19 protein-coding genes are annotated in these 21,477 nt (G+C 72.7%); 5 read left to right on the top strand and 14 right to left on the bottom strand.

Going from position 1 to position 21,477, the window contains the following annotated elements:
• Window positions 1-13: 13 nt before the first annotated feature.
• Complete coding sequence (locus BIV03_RS11275; protein WP_139201950.1) at window positions 14-1,561, top strand: DUF2142 domain-containing protein; 1,548 nt, start codon at window positions 14-16, stop codon at window positions 1,559-1,561.
• Here the strand turns inward: BIV03_RS11275 and BIV03_RS11280 are convergent.
• From BIV03_RS11280 to BIV03_RS11295, 4 genes are all read right to left on the bottom strand, one after another.
• Complete coding sequence (locus tag BIV03_RS11280; protein WP_071295777.1) at window positions 1,542-3,419, bottom strand: hypothetical protein; 1,878 nt, start codon at window positions 3,417-3,419, stop codon at window positions 1,542-1,544. The genes BIV03_RS11275 and BIV03_RS11280 overlap by 20 nt on opposite strands.
• Window positions 3,420-3,439: 20 nt before the next feature.
• Window positions 3,440-4,747, bottom strand: coding sequence for a UDP-glucose/GDP-mannose dehydrogenase family protein (locus BIV03_RS11285; RefSeq protein ID WP_071295778.1), 1,308 nt, complete (start codon window positions 4,745-4,747; stop codon window positions 3,440-3,442).
• A gap of 62 nt (window positions 4,748-4,809) precedes the next feature.
• Window positions 4,810-5,358, bottom strand: a complete 549-nt coding sequence (locus BIV03_RS11290; RefSeq protein ID WP_071295779.1) for a PH domain-containing protein — start codon at window positions 5,356-5,358, stop codon at window positions 4,810-4,812.
• A 4-nt stretch (window positions 5,359-5,362) separates the two neighbouring features.
• Window positions 5,363-6,163, bottom strand: a complete 801-nt coding sequence (locus tag BIV03_RS11295; RefSeq protein WP_083403378.1) for a biotin--[acetyl-CoA-carboxylase] ligase — start codon at window positions 6,161-6,163, stop codon at window positions 5,363-5,365.
• A gap of 73 nt (window positions 6,164-6,236) precedes the next feature.
• Between BIV03_RS11295 and BIV03_RS11300 the strand changes: the two genes are divergently transcribed.
• Together BIV03_RS11300 and BIV03_RS11305 are read left to right on the top strand one after the other, a co-directional pair.
• Window positions 6,237-7,832, top strand: a complete 1,596-nt coding sequence (locus BIV03_RS11300) for an acyl-CoA carboxylase subunit beta (protein ID WP_070418456.1) — start codon at window positions 6,237-6,239, stop codon at window positions 7,830-7,832.
• 13 nt (window positions 7,833-7,845) lie between these two features.
• Window positions 7,846-8,112 (top strand): acyl-CoA carboxylase subunit epsilon, encoded by a 267-nt coding sequence (locus BIV03_RS11305; protein WP_083403379.1) that lies wholly within the window; start codon window positions 7,846-7,848, stop codon window positions 8,110-8,112.
• Window positions 8,113-8,522: 410 nt separating this feature from the next.
• On the opposite strand, the gene BIV03_RS11310 is transcribed toward BIV03_RS11305, so the two are convergent.
• The 4 genes from BIV03_RS11310 to BIV03_RS11325 all read right to left on the bottom strand — a co-directional run bounded on the left by BIV03_RS11310 (window position 8,523) and on the right by BIV03_RS11325 (window position 13,093).
• On the bottom strand, window positions 8,523-9,572 hold the full coding sequence (locus BIV03_RS11310) for a hypothetical protein (RefSeq protein WP_070418455.1): 1,050 nt from the start codon (window positions 9,570-9,572) through the stop codon (window positions 8,523-8,525).
• Entirely contained in the window at window positions 9,569-10,891 is a 1,323-nt protein-coding gene (locus tag BIV03_RS19165) for a sensor histidine kinase (protein WP_071295780.1), read from the bottom strand. The genes BIV03_RS11310 and BIV03_RS19165 overlap by 4 nt, the downstream gene beginning before the upstream one ends.
• Before the next feature lie 5 nt (window positions 10,892-10,896).
• Window positions 10,897-11,610, bottom strand: a complete 714-nt coding sequence (locus BIV03_RS11320) for a response regulator transcription factor (protein ID WP_022908146.1) — start codon at window positions 11,608-11,610, stop codon at window positions 10,897-10,899.
• Between the two features lie 223 nt (window positions 11,611-11,833).
• Window positions 11,834-13,093: a class I SAM-dependent RNA methyltransferase gene (locus BIV03_RS11325; protein ID WP_071295781.1), complete on the bottom strand. Its 1,260-nt coding sequence runs from the start codon at window positions 13,091-13,093 to the stop codon at window positions 11,834-11,836.
• A gap of 14 nt (window positions 13,094-13,107) precedes the next feature.
• On the opposite strand from BIV03_RS11325, the gene BIV03_RS19170 reads away from it, so the two are divergent.
• Both BIV03_RS19170 and BIV03_RS11335 read left to right on the top strand, forming a co-directional pair.
• Complete coding sequence (locus tag BIV03_RS19170; RefSeq protein ID WP_071295782.1) at window positions 13,108-13,935, top strand: nucleoside triphosphate pyrophosphatase; 828 nt, start codon at window positions 13,108-13,110, stop codon at window positions 13,933-13,935.
• Window positions 13,936-14,014: 79 nt separating this feature from the next.
• The gene (locus BIV03_RS11335; RefSeq protein ID WP_071295783.1) at window positions 14,015-15,793 is read left to right on the top strand and encodes a biotin carboxylase N-terminal domain-containing protein; all 1,779 of its coding nucleotides are present in this window, start codon (window positions 14,015-14,017) and stop codon (window positions 15,791-15,793) included.
• Between the two features lie 139 nt (window positions 15,794-15,932).
• On the opposite strand, the gene BIV03_RS11340 is transcribed toward BIV03_RS11335, so the two are convergent.
• From BIV03_RS11340 to BIV03_RS11365, 6 genes are all read right to left on the bottom strand, one after another.
• Complete coding sequence (locus BIV03_RS11340; RefSeq protein ID WP_071295784.1) at window positions 15,933-16,868, bottom strand: hypothetical protein; 936 nt, start codon at window positions 16,866-16,868, stop codon at window positions 15,933-15,935.
• 212 nt (window positions 16,869-17,080) lie between these two features.
• Window positions 17,081-18,745 (bottom strand): phospho-sugar mutase, encoded by a 1,665-nt coding sequence (locus tag BIV03_RS11345; protein ID WP_071295785.1) that lies wholly within the window; start codon window positions 18,743-18,745, stop codon window positions 17,081-17,083.
• The gene (locus BIV03_RS11350) at window positions 18,742-19,581 is read right to left on the bottom strand and encodes a purine-nucleoside phosphorylase (RefSeq protein ID WP_070418448.1); all 840 of its coding nucleotides are present in this window, start codon (window positions 19,579-19,581) and stop codon (window positions 18,742-18,744) included. The genes BIV03_RS11345 and BIV03_RS11350 overlap by 4 nt, the downstream gene beginning before the upstream one ends.
• Window positions 19,582-19,611: 30 nt before the next feature.
• Window positions 19,612-19,890, bottom strand: a complete 279-nt coding sequence (locus BIV03_RS11355) for a PTS sugar transporter subunit IIB (RefSeq protein ID WP_070418447.1) — start codon at window positions 19,888-19,890, stop codon at window positions 19,612-19,614.
• On the bottom strand, window positions 19,887-20,333 hold the full coding sequence (locus BIV03_RS11360) for a PTS sugar transporter subunit IIA (RefSeq protein WP_071295786.1): 447 nt from the start codon (window positions 20,331-20,333) through the stop codon (window positions 19,887-19,889). Before BIV03_RS11360 ends, BIV03_RS11355 begins: the two co-directional genes overlap by 4 nt.
• Before the next feature lie 3 nt (window positions 20,334-20,336).
• Entirely contained in the window at window positions 20,337-21,452 is a 1,116-nt protein-coding gene (locus BIV03_RS11365; protein WP_071295787.1) for an adenosine deaminase, read from the bottom strand.
• Window positions 21,453-21,477 lie beyond the last annotated feature (25 nt).

The following is a 21,477-nucleotide window of genomic DNA, read 5'->3' on the forward strand; positions in this document are numbered from 1 at the left end:
GGGAGTCCGCTCGATGCAGTCCGAACCGCACCCCGTCGTCTCGCGGAGCGAGGGGCTGTGGGTCGCCGTCCTGACGGCGGTGTTCGGGCTCTGGCTGGTGCTCTGGGCGATCGTCGTGCCGGCGTTCCAGGCACCGGACGAGCCCGCACACCTCGACGCCGCCGTGCACGTCGCCACCGGGTCCGGTTGGCCGGCACCGGGGACGTTGCACGTGTCGAACGCCGTGCAGGCCGCACAGCGGGAACAGGTCGCCGGGGACTCCTCGACGTGGTCGACCGTGAGCGAGCTGCTCGCGGCGCACCCCGGCGACTCCACGACGGTCGACCAGATGACGCAGCACCCGCCGACGGCCTACGTGGTGGACGCCGTCGTGCTCCGCGTGCTGCACTACGGCTCGCTCCGCTGGGACCACGCCCTCGTCGCGCTCCGGCTCGTGGACGCGCTGCTCGTGACGCCGCTCGCGCTCCTCGCGTGGGCATCGGTCCGGCGGGTCACCCGGTCGCCGCGGGCGGGCCTGATGGGCGCACTCGCGCTGTTCGCGACGCCGCAGCTGGCGTCGATCGGGGCCTCCGTGACGAACGACGCCCTGACGTTCCTGCTCGGCGGCGTCGTGGTGTGGCTCGCGACGCGGCTCCTCACCGGGGACCTGCGGCGCCGGACGCTCGTCGGGCTCGGGGTCGCGCTCGGGCTGCTCGTCTGGACGAAGGGCACGGGGCTCCCGGCGGTGCCGTTCGTCGCGGTCGTGGCCCTCGTCGCCGGTGCGGGTGTCGTCCCGTTCCGCCGTCGCGTCCTCCGCGCCGCCGTCGCCCTCGGCGTGGCCGCGGTGATCGGCGCCTGGTGGTGGCTGCGCAACCTCTGGCTGTTCCGCACCCTGCAGCCGGACGGCTACGCCGCGATCCGACCGGACCGCCCGTTCCCCGACGACCAGGGGCCATCGGTGTGGCACTTCCTCGACGTCAGCTGGGGCACCCTCGCCCGGACCTTCTGGGGCTCCCCGGGGCAGCGCGCGCAGGTGAGCATCGGCGACCTCCTCACGGCGGTCCTGACGCTCGTCGCGCTCGTCGTGCTCGTCGGCTGGGCGTTCCGCCGTGGCCGGACCCGGCGCACCGCCTGGACACTCGCGGTGTTCCCCGCGCTCCTGCTGCTCCTGCAGACCGCGAGCAGCGCGAAGGCCTACCTCGACACGACCGAGGTCGCGGGCACGCAGGGCCGCTACCTGTTCCCGGCGTTGCTCTGCCTCGTCGTGCTGAGCGCCGTGGCGTGGCGGCGGCTGCCCCTGCCCGGGCGCGGGACGGCCGTGCTGCCCCGGGTGCTGGCCGTGGCGCTCCCGGCCGTCGGGCTCTGGGGCCTCGCGGTCGCCGCCGGGTGGTTCTGGAACGCCGCGACCGGACCGCTCTCGGCCGCGAGCATCGCCCGCTACGAGTCGTGGGGCCCGGTGCCGTTCGCCGTGGTCGCCGTCGTCGCGGTGCTCGTCGCGGTCGGGCTGACCGGCGGCGTGCTGCGGGTGTGGGTCGCCCCGACCCGCAGCACGCCGACCGAGGTCAGTTCCCCGACACCTTGACGACGTCGACCCGGCAGGCCTGGACCGGCGCGGACCGGATGTCCTGGCACGTCTGCTCGACGGTGAAGCTGTCCTCGAGCGTGCCGATCGCCGAGTAGTCCCGGTCCTTCGGGATGAGGGCGTTCGTGTAGTTCAGGAAGTACTGCACGCCCGACTTCTTGAGCAGTGCGACGAACGACGGGTCCTGGTAGTCGTACTCCTGGCCCGGTTCGCCGTACATCTGCGTGCCCGTGCGGAACGCGACGAGCGTGGCGTCCCGGGTGTTCGTCCCGAGGATCGTGCTGCCGGCGGGCAGCGTGTGGTTGGCCAGCAGCAGGTCCGAGAGCGGTTCGTCCGGGGTGATGACGCCGCCGAACACCTGCCCGACGGGGATGCCCGACGGGCGCGTGCCCATCGTCGAGAAGGGCGCCTTCACACCGTTGACGTTCTGGCTGTACGCGGCGACGACCAGGACGGCGCACGCGGCCACGGCGACGACCTGCCGCACACGACGTCCCCGACGAGCCGCCCGCCAGAACGCGGGCAGGAGTGCCCCGGCGATCAGGACCGACCCGATGAAGAGCGGGAGGTAGTAGCGCGCGTTGCCGCCCTGCGTGTCCACCGTCGCGATCCCCGCGTAGCCGAGCAGGTACACCCCGGAGAAGATGCCGACGATGCTCGCGAAGACGAACCGGCGGTAGTGCACGACGCCCGCCACGACCGCGCCGACGAAGACGACGCCGATCGCGAGCGCGAACGGTGCGAACGACCCGATGCGGTTGAAGTAGTAGGGCAACGCCTCGAGTCGCTGCTCGACGTAGTACCGAACCTTGCCGACGAGGGTCGTGGTGTGGCTCTCGGCCGGAGCGGCCTCGGCGCCCGGCTGCGGCACCGCGGGAAGCGTGCGCTCGGCCTCGAGGATCCCGGCGTCGTAGATCGACGGCGTCCGGTCCTCGTTCGGCGACACCGCGCGGGCGTTCGGCGGCGTCGCGATGCGGTACTCGTCGCCGTCGGTGCTCGACGTGTCGCTGAACTTGCCCGAGACGTTCACGGTCAGCGACGAGCCGACCTCGATGCCGCCGAACTTCACCGACAGGGCGATGACCCACGGCGCGGAGACGAGGACCACGGCGACGAGGGCGACGACGGGCAGCAGGACGGACCGACGCTCACGGGCCTCGGGGCGGTCCTGGAACCAGCGGACGACGGCCCACACCGGCACCACCACGAGGAACACCGGGACGAGGAACGCCTTCGTGAAGTACCCGAACGCGCACACGGCGCCGAGCAGCACCGCGGTGAGCACGATCCGTCGCACCGAGCCGTGCCAGGCGCGGTCGGCAGCGAGCAGGGCCCAGAGGAACCCGAGGCACCACACGAGCACGAGGGTGTCCGGGGTCTGCAGGCTGACGTTCGCCATCAGGAGCGGAGCCGTCGCGGCGATCGACCACGCGGCGGTCCAGCCGTTGCCGGTCGTCCGGAGCAGCAGCCACGCCCCCATCGCCATCACGGCGACGCAGGACAGCGTGTTCACGATCGCGAAGGCCGTGGTCTGCCCGACGCCGACGGCGATGAACGGCGCCATCAGCCAGGACACCATCGGCGACCAGTAGCCGTTCACGGCGTCCGCCCAGTGCCACTCGGCGTACTGCTTCGCGATCGACATGTACGAGATGCCGTCGATGTTCGTCATCTCGAGCCGCGTGCGGAACGCGATCACGGCGACGAGCAGTGAGGCGACGAGGAGCAGTGCACCGTTCGCGAGCAGGGACACCCGCGACGGGCGCCGTCCCTCGTGGAAGGCCCCGAAGCGGCGTCGGTGCTCCACGGGAGCGTCGACGACCGGGTCCTCGGTCGTCACGGCGTCGTCGATCGTCATGCTGCTCCCCCGCGCGGTGTTCAGCGGCCCATGCCGCGGTAGGTGAAGCCGGCAGCCGTCCAGGCGTCGCGGTCGAGGCAGTTGCGCCCGTCGATCACGACGGGCGTCGCCACGAGCGAGGCGGCCACGGCCGGGTCGAGCTCGCGGAACTCGGTCCACTCGGTGAGGACGAGCACGAGGTCGGCGTCACGCAGGGCATCGGTCGCGCTCTCGGTGTAGTCGAGCTCGGGGTGCACGCGGCGCGCCGTGACGACGGCTTCCGGGTCGTACGCGGCGACCGAGGCACCGAGGCCCAGCAGCCGGGCGGCGATGTCGAGTGCCGGCGAGTCACGGACGTCGTCGGAGTTCGGCTTGAAGGCCAGGCCGAGCACGGCGACGCGCTTGCCCGCGACGACCCCGCCGAGGAGCTCCTGCGCGAGCTCGACGACGTGCGCGCGGCGACGGAGGTTCGTGGCGTCGACGTCGGCCAGGAAGGCCAGGGACTCCCCGACGCCGAGCTCGTCCGCCCGCGCCTGGAACGCCCGGATGTCCTTCGGCAGGCAGCCGCCGCCGAAGCCGAGGCCGGCGTTGAGGAACTTGCGGCCGATGCGGGCGTCGTGGCCGATCGCGTCGGCGAGCGCCGTGACGTCGGCACCGGCGACCTCGGCGATCTCCGCCATCGAGTTGATGAACGAGATCTTCGTCGCGAGGAACGCGTTCGCGCTGATCTTCACGAGCTCGGCCGTGGGCAGGTTGACCACGAGCCGGGGCGTGCCGCTCGCCAGGGCCTCGGCGTAGACCTCGTCGAGGGCCTCGACCGCGGCCTGTCCGGCGTCGCCGTCGGGCACGCCGTAGACGAAGCGGTCCGGGCTGATCGTGTCCTGCACCGCGAAGCCCTCGCGGAGGAACTCGGGGTTCCAGACGAGCGTCGCACCCGGGACCGCCTCGGACACCTCGGCTGCGAGGCGCGCGGCCGTGCCGACGGGGACCGTCGACTTGCCGACGACGAACTCGCCGGCGGCGAGGTGCGGGGTGAGCGCGGCGACGGCGGCGTCGACGTACGTGAGGTCTGCGGCACCGGTCGGCCCCTGCGGCGTGCCGACGGCGAGGAAGTGCACGCGCGCACCGGCGACCTCGGCCATGTCGGTGGTGAAGCGGATGCGGCCGGAGGCCAGCGCCGACCGCAGGATCTCGGGGAGACCGGGCTCGAAGAAGGGAGCCTCACCCGCGGCGAGCCGCTCGATCTTGACCGGGTCGACGTCGACTGCGACGACTTCGTGCCCGAGCTTGGCCATGGAGGCGGCGTGCACGGCACCGAGGTAACCGCAGCCGATGACAGAGATACGCACGGGAAGACGGTACCGGAACCTCGGCGCGGTTCTCGTCCGCACCGCCCGCTGTCGAGACATCGTCAGGGTCTGACGTCGCCCCATCGGGGTCGATCCGCCCCGCCGACGATCTCGTCCCAGTCGGGTTCGCGGTGCCGTCGCCGGGCCTCGTGCGCCTCGACGAGGTCGTGCAGGACCGCCACGACGAGGTCCGCGTGCGGCACGTCGCCGAGCACCAGGGCCGGCTCGTCGCCGGGGAACACGAGGACGTCGCCGGACCGGAAGACCCCCTGCAGGCCGCGGCGACGCACCGTCACGTCGTAGCCCCGCGAGTGCAGGAGCTCCCGCCGGGTGCGCGTGCCGAGTCCGTGCACCACGACGAGGCGCCTGGTGGTCACCACGTAGCGCTGCGACATCCAGCGGAACAGCGGCATCGCGCCACCGAGGAACACGAGGAGCACCACGAGACCGGCGACGACGGCGTTCAGCCAGGCGAGCTGTGCCCGGAACACCCCGAAGCCGAACCCGCCGGCGAGCATGACGAGCACCACGAACACCGCGGGGCGCACGAGCCGGCGAGCGTGCGGGCGCAGCCGCGCGACCACGCGTTCGGGCGGCGGCTCGTCGGTCATGCCGTCATGCATACCGCAGGTGGGTGACGTCCCCCACGGCGACGCCCCTGGAGACGCCCGCTCGATCCCGGATCGTGATCCGGCCGTCGTCGTCGATGCCGGTCGCGTCCCCCTCCGAGGTGGTGCCGTCCGGCAGCTCGAGGCGCACCCGCTGCCCGATCGTGCCGCAGGCCGACCGGACGTGGGACCGGACCCCGTCCGCGGCCGCACCGCCGGCGACCAGGGCGACCACGGCCTCCTGGACCGCGCGGAGGAACGCGGACAGCACACGGTCGGCGAGGTCCGGTGCCGAGCCCGTCGCGCCGGCGACCGCGAGCGAGGTCGCCGTCGGCGTCGGCAGCCGGTCGGCGGGGATGGTCAGGTTCACGCCGGCGCCGACGACGACGCTGCCGTCGGCGGCGACCTGGCAGAGGATGCCGCAGACCTTGCGGCCGTCGATCTGGACGTCGTTGGGCCACTTCACCGCGACACGCTCCGGACCGTGCAGCACGGCGACGATCGCGTCGCGCATCGCGGCGCCGGCGACGAGCGGCAGCCATCCGCGGTCGCGGTCGTCGAGGTCCGCGCGGACGAGCACGCTCGCCGCGAGCGTCTGGCCGGCGGGCGCCGACCAGGTCCGGTCGAGGCGGCCGCGACCCGCGGTCTGGTCGAGCGTCGCCACGACGCTGCCGTGCGGCTGCGTCGTCGCGAGGGCGAGCAGGTCGGCGTTCGTCGACCCGGTCGTCACCGGCTCGGTGAGCACCGCGCCCGCGGCCTCGACGACGGTTCGGCTCAGCGGGAACGTCGACGACGCAGGTGTGGACATGCAGCAAATCTACGGGCAGGAACCGTGGGGGTCCTCCAACCGACCCCGCCGTCGCCGCCGGTAGGGTGAGCGGGTGACCCCAGGAGACACCCCCGATCTCTCGACGACGGCCGGCCGGCTCGCCGACCTCCGCGAGCGGTACCACGAAGCAGTGACCGCCGCGGGCGAGGCCGCCATCGCGAAGCAGCACGCCAAGGGCAAGACCACGGCGCGCGAACGCATCGAGCAGCTGCTCGACGAGAACTCCTTCGTGGAGCTCGACGAGTTCGTCCGCCACCGCACCCACGCCTTCGGCATGGAGTCGAAGCGGCCCTACGGCGACGCGGTCGTCACCGGCTTCGGCACCATCCACGGCCGCAACGTCGCCGTGTACGCGCAGGACTTCACCGTCTTCGGCGGCTCCCTCGGCGAGGTCGCCGGCGAGAAGATCATCAAGGTGATGGAGCACGCGCTGAAGACCGGCGTGCCGATCATCGGCATCCTCGACTCCGGCGGCGCCCGCATCCAGGAAGGCGTCGTCGCCCTCGGCAAGTACGGCGAGATCTTCCGCCTCAACACCCAGGCCTCCGGCGTCATCCCGCAGATCTCGATCGTGATGGGCCCGGCAGCGGGCGGTGCGGTGTACTCCCCCGCCCTCACCGACTTCGTGATCATGGTCGACAAGACCAGCCACATGTTCGTCACCGGGCCCGACGTCATCAAGACCGTCACCGGCGAGGACGTCGGCTTCGAGGAGCTCGGCGGCGCGCAGACGCACAACGCGATCTCCGGTGTCGCGCACTACCTCGCCGAGGACGAGTCCGACGCGCTCGACTACGCCCGCTCGCTCATCGGCTTCCTGCCGGACAACAACCTGTCCGACGCGCCGGCCTACGACGTCGCGCCCGAGCTCGAGACGACCGACGCAGACCGCGAGCTCGACGTGGTCATCCCGGACTCCACGAACCAGCCGTACGACGTGACGACGATCATCGAGCACATCGTCGACGACGGCGAGTTCCTCGAGGTCCAGCCGCTCTTCGCGCCGAACATCCTCATCGGCTTCGGTCGGGTCGAGGGCCGCACGGTCGGCATCATCGCGAACCAGCCGCAGGCGATGGCCGGCACGCTGAACATCGACGCCGGCGAGAAGGCCGCGCGCTTCGTCCGGTTCTGCGACGCGTTCGGCATCCCGATCCTCACCCTCGTCGACGTGCCCGGCTACCTGCCCGGCACCGACCAGGAGTGGACCGGTGTCATCCGCCGCGGCGCCAAGCTCCTCTACGCCTACGCCGAGGCCACCGTGCCGCTCGTCACCGTCATCACCCGCAAGGCGTACGGCGGCGCGTACATCGTCATGGGCTCGAAGCAGCTCGGTGCGGACATCAACCTCGCGTGGCCGACCGCCGAGATCGCCGTGATGGGTGGCCAGGGCGCCGTCAACATCCTGTACCGCGCCGAGATCAAGCGCGCCGAGGAGTCCGGCGAGGACGTCGCGGCCGTCCGCGCGAAGCTCGCGAACGAGTACACGTACAACGTCGCGTCCCCGTACCTCGCCGCCGAGCGCGGCGAGCTCGACGGGATCATCCAGCCGCACGCGACGCGCGTCTCGGTCGTCAAGGCGCTGCGGGCCCTCCGGGGCAAGCGCGCGACGCTGCCGCCCAAGAAGCACGGGAACATCCCGCTGTGACGGGCGCACGCTGATGGGCCGCCACGCAGCCGTGGTCCCCGCGGTCCCCGTCGACCAGGCGGTCGCGGCGGCCGCCGACGTCCGTGTCGTCTCCGGCGAGCCCACGCCGGAGGAGCTCGCCGCCGTCATCGCCGTCCTGCAGCGTCAGGCGGACGAGGCGGCGTCGCTCGGCCGTCCCGAGGTCACCGTGTCGCCGCGCTCGGGGTGGGACGTGTCCGCCCGGGGCCTCCGCCGACCGCTCGAGCACGGTGCCGGCGCCTGGAGCCGATCGCTCCGCTGAGCCGCTCCGGGGGCTTGCGCGTGCCGCACGGTGCGGGCGACCATGTACCCCTGGGTACCGGGCGGTCTCGGTGCCCCGACCGCAGGATTCCCGGTCGGTCTCCCCGCAGACGGGGGACAGCAGGGGCCGAGGGCGGCGGAAATGGCCGATTTTGTCCCCCATAATGACGACTGACAGAGCGTTCGGCTGCGGGCATAGTAGTTCGTGTTCGGTGTCCTTCAACGAAGAACATCGCAGGTCGGTGGCCGACTAGGGTACGAAGCCACCTACCAGCTACGAGTCAGGGCGATATTCGGGTTGTCGCTCAGACTCGGGTCGTGAACGGGCCGGTCGGTATCCGACCGGCCCGTTCCCCGTTTCCGGGCGCTGTGGTCCGCGCGGGCGCCGACGACGTTCGGTGTCGGTCCGCCTCAGACGGTCTCGTGCCGCGGGATCTCGAGCCACACGACGACGGACTCGTCCTCGTCGCCGTCCTCGTCGTCCATCCCGGCCCCGAGCGCCGCCGACTCGCTCGCCGCGAGGTCGAGCCGCAGCCCCACGACGGTCACGGCGGACTCGGACCCCTCGGGGACGGTCCGGATGATCACGTTGTCGGCCTCCCGCGCCTGGCGCAGGGCCTCGGCGATGCGGGCGTGCACCCGGCGCAGGTCGTCGATCTCGAGGTCGTCGAGACCACCGTCGTCGTGCAGCTGCACCGTGGCGCCACGACGACGGAGGCGCATGACCTCGTCGCGGACGTCCTCCGACAGGAGCGACCGGCCCCGGATCTCGTCGCGGATGGCCTGTTCGAGGTGCAGGCACTCGGCACGCTCGGCGTCGTCCAGGTCACCGCCGGTCTCGATGATCCGCTGCAGCATCGGCAGCGCCATCCGCGTCGTCTGGCTGAGCCGGAACTGCCGCTCGAAGACGTGGGCGTCCTGCGCCGCCTGCCAGTCGGCGGTCTCCTGCTCGGCGCGGACGAAGTCGCGGGTGACACGGGTGGCCCGACTCATCGCGGCCGTGAGGCCGGTGGCGATCACCACCCACACCACACTGCCGAGCACGCCGAGCGACCCGAGCGCCCCGAGTCCGGCCCACGCGACGGCGTGCACGGTGAGGAACCCGACACCGACCCAGGCGAACGCGACCCGCGCGCGCACGACGAGGACGACCATCAGCGTGCCGACCGCGGCGATCCACCACGTGCCGTTCCCCGGGCCGGCGGTCAGGTCGACCGTGGGCGAGGCGACGACGGGCAGCACCACGGCCGTCGCGAGCGCGAAGCACGTCGCCCAGACCGGCAGCGGCCGACCGGGCACGAACACCGCCACACCGGTCGCCGCAGCGTAGAGGACCATGCACGCGACGACCGGCCCGATCTGGGCGGCTCCGGGGAGCGTCGTCGCCGCGAGGACGAGGTGGTACACGGAGAAGAGCGTCGCGAGCCCGATCGCGACCCCGGCCGGGAGTGAGGCCTTCACCGGTGCTCCCCCGCTGCCGGTGCCCAGTCGAGCAGCACACGGGTGCCCGCCCCCGGCGCGGTGACGATCTCGGCGGTGCCCCCGGCGGCGACCACCCGCTCCACGATCGAACGGCGGACGCCGAGTCGTTCGGCGGGGATCCCCGCGATGTCGAAGCCGGCACCGTCGTCCCCGACCTCGACGTGGACGCCGACGCCGCGCTGCTCGACGACGATCCACCGGTCGACCTCGGCCGGACCGGCGTGCTGCACGCTGTTCACCGCTGCCTGCACGGCCGCCGAGGCGACGGCGTCCGCGACGATCGCGGGCACCCGGATCGACCCGACGTGCCCGCGGTCGACGCGCACCGGCGCTGCGAGCGCACCGACGGCGTCGGAGATGCGGGTCCGCAGGTCGACGAGGGAGACCGGGGGTGCGTCCCCTGGGCCGTCCGCCGCCGCGGCCTCGAGGTGGTCGATGGCGTTCCGGGCCATGCGCGCGGCGAGCATCTCGGCGTCGCGGGTGTCGGCCCGGGCAGCGGAGAGGAGCGTCGTGAGCACGCTGTCGTGGACGATCGCGTCGACCTGGACCCGCTCGACCTCGGTGGCGTGCTCGCGGATCGCGTGCGAGTACCGCCGGACCGCCGTGGCCTGTGCGGTGTCGACGGCTGCTGCCGCACGGCGGAGCACGATCACGATGATGAGGGCAGCTCCGCTGAGGATCGCCGTGTAGAAGCCGTTGAGCAACGCCCCGACACCCGCGTCGCCGCCCAGCGGGGTGAACCGGATGGCCACGTACACGGCCGGCACGAGGGCGGTGTAGACGGACGCCCGCCACGGGGCGAAGCCCATCGCGGCCGCGGTCGACCCCACGGTGCAGAGCCACCAGGGCCACGGTGCCTGGTCGGACGGGATCGGCTCCTGCACGGTCAACGGCCAGGTGACGAGGGCGACGAGGAACACCAGGGCGCACACGATCTGCGCGATCTGCGCCAGGCGCCTCGCGAAGACGGACGCCGCGACGAAGAGGAACGACGCGGCGAGCGCCAACGCGACGACGGGACCCCACACCGGGTCGAGGTACGGCAGCTGCGACAGCACCGCGGGCACGGTCGTCGCGCCGAAGCCGAGTGCGGCCACGGCGAGGAGGATCGCGAACGCGCGCTCGACGGACGCCTGGGTGATGGACGCGCGGACGCTCCGCGCGGGATCGGCCCCGAACGGCGCGGGTTCGATCCGCCCGGCCGCGGTCCGGGCGGCCGCAGCTCCGGCCCCGGCTCCGGCCCCGGCCCCGGCCCCGGCCCCGGCCCCGGCCCCGGGTGCAGCGTCAGCCGCCGTCATGCTGCTCAGCGGCCGTCGCCGTCGGGGTCGATGCCCGAGTCGAGCCCCGGCAGGATGCCGTCCTCGACCGCACGGCGGAGGAGGTCGACCTTCGTCGGTGCCGGTCGACCGACCTCGACGTACTTCACACGGATGCGGTCGAGGTACTCGCGGGCGGTGGAGTACCCGATGCCGAGCTGCTGCGCGGCGAGCTTGAGCGGCAGGCCCGAGGCGTAGAGGTGCAGGATCTCGCGTTCGCGGCGGCCGAGCTGCGCCTTCGCGAAGTCCCGGTCGGCGTCGATCGCGCTGGCCCACTCGAGGTTGTTGAGCACGTCCCCGCGGGCGACGGTGGCGACGGCGGCCATCACGGTCTTCGTCGCCGAGGACTTCGGGATGACGCCGGCCGCCCCTGCGGCCAGTGCCTCGCGGACGTTCGCGACGCGGTCGGCGATCGAGTGCACGAGCACGGCGGAACCGGTGCCCTGCACACCCTTCACGTTCGCGGTCACGGTCGAGCCGTCGCCGAGGGACAGGTCGAGGACGACGACGTCGACCTCACGCCCACCGAGGTTCTCGATGTACTCGGGCACGCTCGCGGCGGTCAGCACCACCTCGAACCCCTCGTTCTGGCAGGCTGCCTGGATCCCGAGCCGCACGGACTCGTGGTCGTCGACGATCGCGACACGGACGGGCTTGGTCGCCAGTCCGGTCGTTCCGGTTGTGGTCGTGTCTGTTGCCACGGTGGCCTCTCTGGTCGATGCGCTCCCCGGCCCCTGAAACCGGTTCGCCATCAACGACCAAGGATACCCAGGTCGGACTCAGGCAGCGGCGCGACGCGGTCGTGACACGGCCGGTCGTCGTGCGCTCGGACACGCGTCGCGCAAATCGGCCAGGTCGGCGCGGCGCCCGCGCGACCGCCGTCGAGCGCGCGCCCGCCGCCCTGGAGGCGACCCGCGATCGACGTCAGGCGACGGGCACCAGGCGCGCCACGGCCTCGAGGTGGTGGGTGTGCGGGAAGAGGTCGAAGGCGCGCAGTGCCTCCAGGCGGTACCCGAGGTCCGCGAACGTCGCGACGTCGCGCGCCAACGCGACCGGGTCACAGGCGACGTAGACGACCTGCGCCGGCTGGAGGGCCGCGATCTGCACGACGACCTCGCGCCCGGCACCCGAACGCGGCGGGTCGAGCACGATCGTCCCGGCGCGGTGCCGCTGCCGCTCGCCGGCGGACAGGGTCGAGACGGTGCGCTGCAGCCAGCGGTCGACGCGGCCGGTCTCGGCGCGGGCGCCGATCCACTCGGAGAGGTTCTCCTGCGCGTGCTCGGTCGCACGCTCCGAGCTCTCGACGCTGGTGAGCTTGGCGCGCGGCCCGACGAGGTCGCCGAGCGCGGCGCCGAGCAGGCCGACACCGCCGTAGAGGTCGAGGTGCTGCCCCTCGGGGTCGAGCCGGTCGCGGTCGACGAGGTCCTGCACGGCCGCGGTCAGCACGGCCGGAGCCGCACGGTGGACCTGCCAGAAGCCGTTGTCGTCGACCGAGAACGAACGCTCCCCCACGACCTCGGTCACGACGGTCGGCTTCTGCTCGTCGATCACGAGGCGCGCGCCCTCGGAGCCGCTCGGCGCGAGGACGTCGACCACGGACGCGCCGGGCATCGCGCCGCGGCCGAGCGGTGCGCTCTCCTGCACGACCCGGCTCGCGAGCGGGAGGGACGCGACGGGCACGACGGTGTGCGACCGGGCCGCGAAGGGGCCGGCGGTGCCGTCCTCGTCGACGTGCAGGCGGACGCGGGTGCGCCAGCCGGTGCCGTTCGACTCGTCGTCGCCGGGGGCTGCCTCGACCACGACGTCGTGGCCGAGCACGGCAGCGAGGTCCGTGCGGGCGAAGCGCGCGAAGGAGTCGACGAGGACGTCGTGCTTCAGCGTGCGCTGGTGGCCGAGGGCGATGTGCCCGAACTCGGCACCGCCGGCGCGGACGGCCGGGTCGCGGTCGAGGGCGGCCTCGGGCCAGACGTGGTCGACGCGGTGGTCGCTCGGCGTCTCGACCGACACGGTGTCGGCACGCCAGAACGACTTCTTCCGGTCCTCGGTCACGCGGGCGGTCACCCGTTCGCCGGGGATCGCGTCCGACACGAACACCACCCGCCCCTCGTGCCGTGCCACCGAGATGCCGCCGTGGGCGATCCCGGTGACGTCGAGGTCGAGCAGCGTTCCGACGGATTCACCCATGGTTCGATGTTCCCATGCGTCTGTACCTCGCGAGTACCTCCCCCGCCCGCCGCGCCCTCCTCGCCCAGACCGGGATCGAGCCGGTGCTCGTCGCGCCGGGGGTCGACGAGGACGCCGCGGTCGCCGCGGCCGCCACGTCGCTCGGCCGCGACCTGACCGGACCGGAGCTGGTGGCGATGCTCGCGGCCGCCAAGGCCTCGGCCGTCGCGGACGCCCCCGTCGACGGCTCCCCGGTCGACGGCTTCGTGTTCGGCGGGGACTCCGCGTTCGAGGTGGACGGCGTGCTGTACGGCAAGCCCCACGACCCGGAGGTCGCGCGGGAACGGTGGCGGCAGATGCTCGCCGCCGGCGGCGGCACGCTCTGGAGCGGGCACTGCGTCGTGGACCGGCGCCGCGCCGCGGACGGACCCGACGTCCTGGACGCACCCGACGTCCTGGACGCACCCGATCCGGGGCCTGGAGGCGCGGGTCGGGCCGGCACCGTGCCTCCCGTCCGTACCGTGGACGCGTCGGGCGGCGGGCCGCTCGGCGCTGCTGCCTTCGTCGCGGGCGTCGCGCCCGGCGGGTCGGCGATGGTCGCCGACGGCGACCAGGTGGTGGCGGTCGACAGCGCCGTGCTCACCTTCGCCGACGACATGTCGCCCGCGGAGATCGACGCGTACGTCGCCACCGGCGAACCGCTCGAGGTCGCCGGGGCGTTCACCATCGACGGTCGGGCCGCCGCGTACATCACCCGGATCGACGGCGCACCGTCCGCGGTGGTCGGGCTCTCGCTCCCGGTGCTGCGCTCGATGCTGCTGCGGGGGTTCGGCATCGCGTGGCACGACCTCTGGGCACTGTAGACATCCACACTTCTTCGCGCCGGTTCTTTGTGGGTGCCAGTCAATTCGCGCCCCTGCCGCACGAATACGCTGACTTACCATGCCCCGTATCAGCAAGGTCCTCATCGCGAACCGCGGCGAGATCGCCGTCCGCATCATCCGCGCGGCCCGCGACGCAGGCAAGGCATCGGTCGCGGTCTACGCCGACCAGGACCGTGACGCCCTCCACGCACGCCTCGCCGACGAGGCCTACGCGCTGAACGGCACCACGAGCGCCGACACCTACCTCGTCATCGACAAGATCATCTCGGTCGCCCGACGCTCCGGCGCCGACGCCGTGCACCCGGGTTACGGGTTCCTCGCCGAGAACGCCGACTTCGCCCGCGCCGTCATCGACGCCGGGCTGACCTGGATCGGCCCCTCGCCGGAGTCGATCGAGCGCCTGGGCGACAAGGTCTCCGCTCGGCACGTGGCCGAGAAGGTCGGCGCGCCGCTCGCGCCCGGCACGATCGAGCCCGTGCAGGACGTCTCCGAGGTCTTCGACTTCGTCGACCAGGTCGGACTGCCCGTCGCGATCAAGGCGGCGTTCGGTGGTGGCGGCCGTGGTCTCAAGGTCGTCCGTTCGCGCGAGCAGGTGGAAGAGCTCTTCGAGTCGGCGACGCGCGAGGCCATCGCGGCGTTCGGCCGCGGCGAGTGCTTCGTCGAGAAGTACCTCGACAAGCCGCGCCACGTCGAGACCCAGTGCCTCGCCGACGAGCACGGCAACGTGGTCATCGTCTCGACGCGCGACTGCTCGCTGCAGCGTCGGCACCAGAAGCTCGTCGAGGAAGCGCCCGCGCCGTACCTGACGGCGTCGCAGGAGGAACGGCTGTACGAGTCGTCGAAGGCGATCCTGCGCGAGGTCGGCTACGTCGGTGCCGGCACGTGCGAGTTCCTCATCGGCGCCGACGGCACCGTCTCGTTCCTCGAGGTGAACACCCGCCTGCAGGTCGAACACTGCGTCTCCGAAGAGGTCACCGGCATCGACCTCGTCCGCGAGCAGTTCCGCATCGCCGAGGGCGGCGTGCTCGACTACTCCGACCCGGTCGCGCGGGGGCACTCGTTCGAGTTCCGCATCAACGGCGAGGACCCGGGTCGCAACTTCTTCCCGGCGCCGGGCCCCGTGCACGCGTTCCACGCGCCGTCCGGCCCCGGTGTCCGCGTCGACTCCGGCGTCGTCTCGGGCGACGTCGTCTCCGGCTCGTTCGACTCCATGCTCGCGAAGCTCATCGTCACCGGAGCCACGCGCGCCGAGGCGCTCGAGCGGTCGCGTCGTGCCCTCGCCGAGTTCGAGGTCACCGGCCTGCCGACCGTGCTGCCGTTCCACCGTGCGGTCGTGTCGGACCCGGCGTTCGCGACGCCCGACGAGACCCCGTTCAGCATCTACACGCAGTGGATCGAGACCGACTTCGTCAACGAGATCCCGGCGTGGAGCGGCTCCCCCGAGGAGCTCCCCGCACCGGCAGCCCGCGAGAGCGTGGTCGTCGAGGTGCAGGGCAAGCGCATCGAGGTCACCATGCCGTCGATCGTCGCCGGTGGCGCCGCCGGTGCTGCCGGTCGTCGTCCGGCCGGGCCGTCCGCTCCGCCGAAGCGCCGGTCGTCCGGGGTCCGTGGCGGCCTGGCGTCGTCCGGCTCCGTGACCTCCCCGATGCAGGCCACCGTGGTGAAGCTCGCGGTCGCCGAGGGTGACACCGTGGTGAAGGGCGACCTGCTCGTCGTGCTCGAGGCCATGAAGATGGAGCAGCCCGTCGCTGCCCCGCGTGACGGTGTCGTCACGGGGCTGAACGCCCCCGTCGGCCAGACGATCTCGTCCGGCCACGTGCTGCTCGAGCTCGCGTAGGCGGCGGCGCCGCGCGCGGCGCCGCGCCGCGCCGCGCCGCGCCGCGCCGCGCCGCGCTGCTTCGAACCACGAATCCGACATCGAACCACCGCGCCTGGTCGGTTCGATGTCGGATTCGTGGTTCCACACCGGGGGCCGCTCACCATGCGGGCGTCGTTCGGACGCCCCGCCGGACCGGGAGACCTCCCGCCGCCAGCATCGCCGGGAACGCGCCGCCGGGCACGACGTCACGCCAGATCGGCCGGATGACGCGGCGTACGTCGTCCAGCGCGCGCAGCCGATCTTCCCGCACCTTCTCCGCGATGACGACTTCTTCGACGGAGCGGCCGTTGCGCATACCGGCGTCCCGGTACTTCACGAGACCGTCGAACTCGACGATCACGCCCTGGTCCGGGAACCAGAAGTCGACCCTGCCGATGACACCGCGGTCGTCGCGGAACTCGTGCTGTTGGACCGGCGCCGGACACCCGACGTCGCGCATCACGAGCAGAGCGACGCTCTCCCCCGCCGACTCCGATGCGCCCGCCGCCAACTCCAGCACCGAACGTGCTCGTCGCCCTGCGCGAACCGGGCCGCGTGCCGCCAACTCGTCCTCGATCGCGTCGTGCTGCACGCCACGTCGGAGCGCCGCGTCCGCCACCGCGAGTGCTCGGCCACGGTCGTACCGCAGCGCGATGTCCACGACCGTGTCCACCAAGGTCGTGACGGGCAGCCCTCCGACGACGACCGGCACCACGTGTCGTCCGGCCGCAGCGGCCTTGTCCGCGAACCTCGTGCGCTGCGCGGTCCGACGCATTGAATCGAGCACGGTCACGCGTTCCGGCAACGGCTGGATCCACGGTAGTCCGTGCGCGATCGCGGCGGAGGCATGCGACACGACGGCACGAGGTGTGACGGCGTGCACCGCCGCCGCGCGCGCGAGGTGCTGCTCCCAAGCGGTCGCGCGCTTCCAGTCCTCGCGGTGGACGAAGGCGCCGTGGCCGACGCGGATCAAATGCCCGTCGCGCAACGCTCGCTGCTGCGCGCGGGCCGCGGCCGGGTCGGGGTGCACGGGGACGACGACGGGGACCACCATGGTCCGAGCCTGTCCGAGCTCGGGTCGCGCCCCGTGCCCGACGCTCGATCTGTGGAGAAGTCACGTGCGCACAACTCGCACGCGCGCAAACGTCGAACCACGTTTCCGACGTCGAACCAGCGGCACGAGCTGGTTCGACGTCGGAAACGTGGTTCGACGCGCGGTGAGCCGCCAGCGCCGCCGGCGCGGGCGGCGCGCCGGCGCGGCCGCGCCTACGACACCAGGGGGCGGATGTCGGCGGCGAGGGCGTCGACGAGCGACTGCGCCTCGGCGGGGCTCTCCGCGACGGTGTCGATGTAGACCTTCACCTTCGGCTCGGTCCCGCTCGGGCGGACGATCACGCGGGCGTCACCTGTCAGGTCGTAGCGGAGGATGTCCGACGGCGGGAAGCCCTCGACACCCCCGGCGTAGTCCGTCACCGACAGCACCGACAGCCCGCCGAGCGTCGTCGGCGGCGTCGACCGCAGGGACGCCATGATCGACCCGATGCGGGACAGGTCGTCCACCCGGGTCGCCACCTGCCCGGACGCGAACGCCCCGAACTCGGCCGCGAAGGCGTCGAGCTGCCCGGCGATCGACGACCCCGAGGCGGCCAGGTCCGCGGCGAGGGACAGCAGGGACAGCGCCGCCGAGATGCCGTCCTTGTCGCGGACGACCTCCGGGTCGACCAGGTAGCCGAGCGCTTCCTCGTACCCGAACAGCAGCCCGGGGACGCGGGAGACCCACTTGAAGCCGGTGAGGGTGTCGCGGTACTCCAGCCCGTGCCGCGCCGCGACCCGTGCGAGCGCCGGCGAGGACACGATCGACGCCGCGAGCGTTCCCTGCACACCGTCGTCGGACGCCCGGGCTGCAGCGCGCCACCCGAGGAGCCAGCCGACCTCGTTGCCCGAGAGCCTGCGGAAGGAACCGTCGCCGTCCGGGATCGCCAGCGCCAGCCGATCGGCGTCCGGGTCGTTCGCGATGACGAGGTCCGCACCGACAGCGACCCCGCGGGCGATCGACAGGTCCATCGCCCCCGGTTCCTCGGGGTTCGGGAACGACACCGTCGGGAACGCCCCGTCCGGCTCGATCTGCTCGGGCACGGTCACCGGCACGGCGAACCCGGCCGCCTCGAACACCGCGCGGGCGGTCTCCCACCCGACGCCGTGCATGGCCGTGTAGACGACCTTCGGCTGCGCGTCCGGAGCGAGCCCGGGCGCTGCCACCGTCGCCGCGGTGGCGGACACGTAGGCGCCGAGCAGCTCGGACGTGGCGACGGTGTAGTCGGTGGCACGGGGCAGGTCCGCGATCGAGCCCGCGGCGACGGCGTCGATCGCGGCGGCGATGTCGGCGTCGACGGGCGGGACGATCTGCGACCCCTCGTCGTCCTCGCCGAGGTAGACCTTGTAGCCGTTGTCCCGCGGCGGGTTGTGGCTCGCGGTCACCATCACCCCGGCACCGACGTCGAGGTGCCGCACGGCGAACGCCAGCACGGGCGTGGGGAGCGCCGACGGCAGCAGGGTGACCTCGAGCCCGAGGCCGCGCATGACCTCGGCGGAGTCGCGGGCGAAGACGTCCGAGTTCACCCGACCGTCGTACCCGATGACGACGCTGCGTCGACGACCGGTGTCGATGAGGAAGCGCGCGAGTCCCGCGGCGGCCTGGGTCACGACGACCCGGTTCATCCGGAGCGGTCCGTACCCGAGCTCGGCGCGGAGGCCTGCGGTGCCGAACGCCAGGCGCCCGGCGAACCGCGCGGCGAGGTCCTGCACCGCGGGATCGTCGCCGGTCGCCGCCGCGTCGATCGCCGCATCGAGCGAGGAACGGGTCTCGGGGTCCGGGTCCTGCGCGCTCCAGGCACGAGCAGCAGCGAGCACGCCGTCGACGTCGAGCTTCACGACGCGGAGCCCAGCGCGGTCACCACGCGGGCGAGCAGGTCGGCGATCACCGGCTCGGCCTCGCGCCCGGCCTCGAGCACCTCGGCGTGCGACAGCGGCGTCTTCTGGATGCCGGCGGCGAGGTTCGTGATGAGCGAGAAGCCGAGGACCTCCATGCCGGCCTGCCGCGCCGCGATGGCCTCGAGCGCGGTGGACATGCCGACGATGTGCCCGCCGATGGTCTTCGCCATCTGGACCTCGGCCGGCGTCTCGTAGTGCGGACCGCGGAACTGGGTGTAGACGCCCTCGTCGAGCGAGGGGTCCACGCCGCGAGCAACCGAGCGGAGCCGCGCCGAGTACAGGTCGGTGAGGTCGACGAACGTCGCACCCTCGAGCGGGCTGTCCGCGGTGAGGTTGATGTGGTCGCTGATGAGGACGGGCGTGCCGGGCGTCCAGTGCTCCTTGATGCCCCCGGCACCGTTCGTCAGGACCATGATCGAGGCGCCGGTCGCCGCCGCGGTCCGGACGCTGTGCACGACCCGACGGACCCCGTGGCCCTCGTAGTAGTGCGTGCGCGCCCCGATGACCAGCGCGTGCCGGCCGTCGGCGAGACGGATCGAGCGGACCGTACCGGAGTGCCCGGGGACGGCCGAAGCGCTGAAGCCGGGGACCTCGGACGCGGGGATCTCGGACACGGTCTCGCCGATGAGGTCCGCGGCCTTCCCCCACCCGGACCCGAGGGTCAGGGCGATGTCGTGGCGCTCGATGCCGGACTTCGAGGCGATGACCTCGGCGGCGTCACGCGCGACCTCGAACGGGTCGGCGGCGGGGTCGTTCAGCGGGTTCTCCGTGCTCATGCCCCAACTCTAGAGGCCACGGAACCGGCGTCAGTGTTCGCCGAGCGCCCGGTCCACCGCGGCCGTGATCTCGGCCTGGTCGAAGTGGTTCCGGATCACGATGACCTCGGCGTAGGTGGACCCGATCGCCTCGACGAACTCCTGGCTGGTGAGGATCACGTTCGCGTCGTCGGACACCTTCTGCACGGACGCGACGTCGGCCGCCACGACGGACGCGGTCAGCCCGAGCGCCGCGAGGGCCTTCTCGGCGTTCACCTTGAGGATCGCGCTGGAACCGATGCCCGCGCCGCAGATGGTGACGATCTTCATGCGGTGACCCCCATGATCGCGCGGACCTCGTCCGCGGTGGCGGCATCGGCGATCCGACCGGTCACCGAGGCGTCGTTGAACAGGTTCGCGATCTCCCCGATCGACTCGAGGTGGGTGCCGACCCCGGCGACCGCGAGCCCGAGGACCACGCGGACCGGATCGTTGTGCGGGTGCCCGAACGACACCGGCGCGTCGAGCGTCACGACGGACAGCCCGTCACGCGGCACCGCGGGCCCCGGCCGGGCGTGCGCGAACGCCAGCCCGGGCGAGATGACGATGTACGGCCCGTGTTCCTCGACCAGGCCGATCATGGCGTCGGTGTACGGCTCGGTGGCCGCTCCCGACGACACGAGGGCACCGCCGGCCAGCCGGAGCGCGTCGCGCCACGAGGACGCGGTCGCCCCGAGCACGACGGCGGAGTCCGGCAGCGGCGGCAGTGGCATGCGTCAGGCCTCCTGGTGGCCGGCCGTGATGGTGGCGATGATCTCTTCGCGGTCCTCGAGCGGCAGGAACGAGCCGAGCGCCGCGTTGATCTGGAACGCCGCGAGGTCGTCGAGGTCGTAGCCGAACGTGCCCGCGAGCAGTGCGAGCTCCTTCGAGAGCGAGGTGTCGCTCATCAGGCGGTTGTCGGTGTTCACCGTGACCCGGAAGCCGAGCTGGTAGAGCACGTCGAAGGGGTGGTCGGCGAGGTCGTCGCCCCACGCCGCGACGGCCCCGGTCTGCAGGTTCGACGACGGCGAGACCTCGAGCGGGATCTCACGGTCGCGCACCCACGAGGCGACCTCGCCGAGGGAGGCGAGCGTCGAGCCGTCACCGGCGTCGGACAGGACGACGTCCTCGAAGATGCGGACGCCGTGGCCGAGGCGCAGTGCCCGCCCGTCGACGAGCGCGGAGCGGATCGAGGCGAGCCCGTCGGCCTCGCCCGCGTGCACCGTCACGGGGAAGAGCTCGGAGGCGAGGTAGTCGAACGCAGCACGGTGGTTCGAGGGCGGGAACCCGGCCTCGGCCCCGGCGATGTCGAAGCCGACGACGCCGGCGTCGCGGTGCCGGACGGCGAGCTCGGCGATCTCGAGGGCGCGGTCGGCGTGGCGCATCGCCGTGACGAGCTGGCCGACGCGGATGCTGCCGCCGGCGGCGGCGTCGACCGCTTCCTCGATGCCGGCCTGCACGGCCTCGACCGCCTGGTCGAGCGTGAGCCCGCCCTGCAGGTGCTGCTCGGGCGCCCAGCGGACCTCGCCGTAGACGACGCCGTCGGCGACCAGGTCCTCGACGAACTCCTTCGCGATGCGGTGCAGCTGCGGCGCCGTCTGCATCACCGAGATCGTGACGTCGAAGGTCTTCAGGTACTCGACGAGCGAGCCGGAGTTCGACTGGTCGGCGAACCACTGCCCGAGCTCGGCCGGGTCGGTGGTCGGCAGGGTGACGCCCGCGGCACCGGCGAGCTCGACGATCGTCGCCGGGCGCAGGCCACCGTCGAGGTGGTCGTGCAGCGAGACCTTCGGCAGGTCGTTGATGACCGCTCCGGCGTCGGGCAGGCGGTAGGTCGTGGCGTCGGAGCTCATGCACCCAGGCTATCGGTGGTCACCG

The sequence above is a fragment of the Curtobacterium sp. MCBA15_016 genome (assembly GCF_001865105.1).
In the GTDB taxonomy this organism is placed as follows: Bacteria; Actinomycetota; Actinomycetes; order Actinomycetales; family Microbacteriaceae; genus Curtobacterium.

Bases quoted from the DNA above. Each gene is read 5' to 3' on its own strand.
- BIV03_RS11275 (WP_139201950.1), top strand. From the start codon at position 14: ATGCAGTCCGAACCGCACCCCGTCGTCTCGCGGAGCGAGGGGCTGTGG.
- BIV03_RS11280 (WP_071295777.1), bottom strand. From the start codon at position 3,419: ATGACGATCGACGACGCCGTGACGACCGAGGACCCGGTCGTCGACGCT.
- BIV03_RS11290 (WP_071295779.1), bottom strand. From the start codon at position 5,358: ATGACCGACGAGCCGCCGCCCGAACGCGTGGTCGCGCGGCTGCGCCCG.
- BIV03_RS11295 (WP_083403378.1), bottom strand. From the start codon at position 6,163: ATGTCCACACCTGCGTCGTCGACGTTCCCGCTGAGCCGAACCGTCGTC.
- BIV03_RS11305 (WP_083403379.1), top strand. From the start codon at position 7,846: ATGGGCCGCCACGCAGCCGTGGTCCCCGCGGTCCCCGTCGACCAGGCG.
- BIV03_RS19165 (WP_071295780.1), bottom strand. From the start codon at position 10,891: ATGACGGCGGCTGACGCTGCACCCGGGGCCGGGGCCGGGGCCGGGGCC.
- BIV03_RS11325 (WP_071295781.1), bottom strand. From the start codon at position 13,093: ATGGGTGAATCCGTCGGAACGCTGCTCGACCTCGACGTCACCGGGATC.
- BIV03_RS19170 (WP_071295782.1), top strand. From the start codon at position 13,108: ATGCGTCTGTACCTCGCGAGTACCTCCCCCGCCCGCCGCGCCCTCCTC.
- BIV03_RS11335 (WP_071295783.1), top strand. From the start codon at position 14,015: ATGCCCCGTATCAGCAAGGTCCTCATCGCGAACCGCGGCGAGATCGCC.
- BIV03_RS11340 (WP_071295784.1), bottom strand. From the start codon at position 16,868: ATGGTGGTCCCCGTCGTCGTCCCCGTGCACCCCGACCCGGCCGCGGCC.
- BIV03_RS11350 (WP_070418448.1), bottom strand. From the start codon at position 19,581: ATGAGCACGGAGAACCCGCTGAACGACCCCGCCGCCGACCCGTTCGAG.
- BIV03_RS11355 (WP_070418447.1), bottom strand. From the start codon at position 19,890: ATGAAGATCGTCACCATCTGCGGCGCGGGCATCGGTTCCAGCGCGATC.
- BIV03_RS11360 (WP_071295786.1), bottom strand. From the start codon at position 20,333: ATGCCACTGCCGCCGCTGCCGGACTCCGCCGTCGTGCTCGGGGCGACC.
- BIV03_RS11365 (WP_071295787.1), bottom strand. From the start codon at position 21,452: ATGAGCTCCGACGCCACGACCTACCGCCTGCCCGACGCCGGAGCGGTC.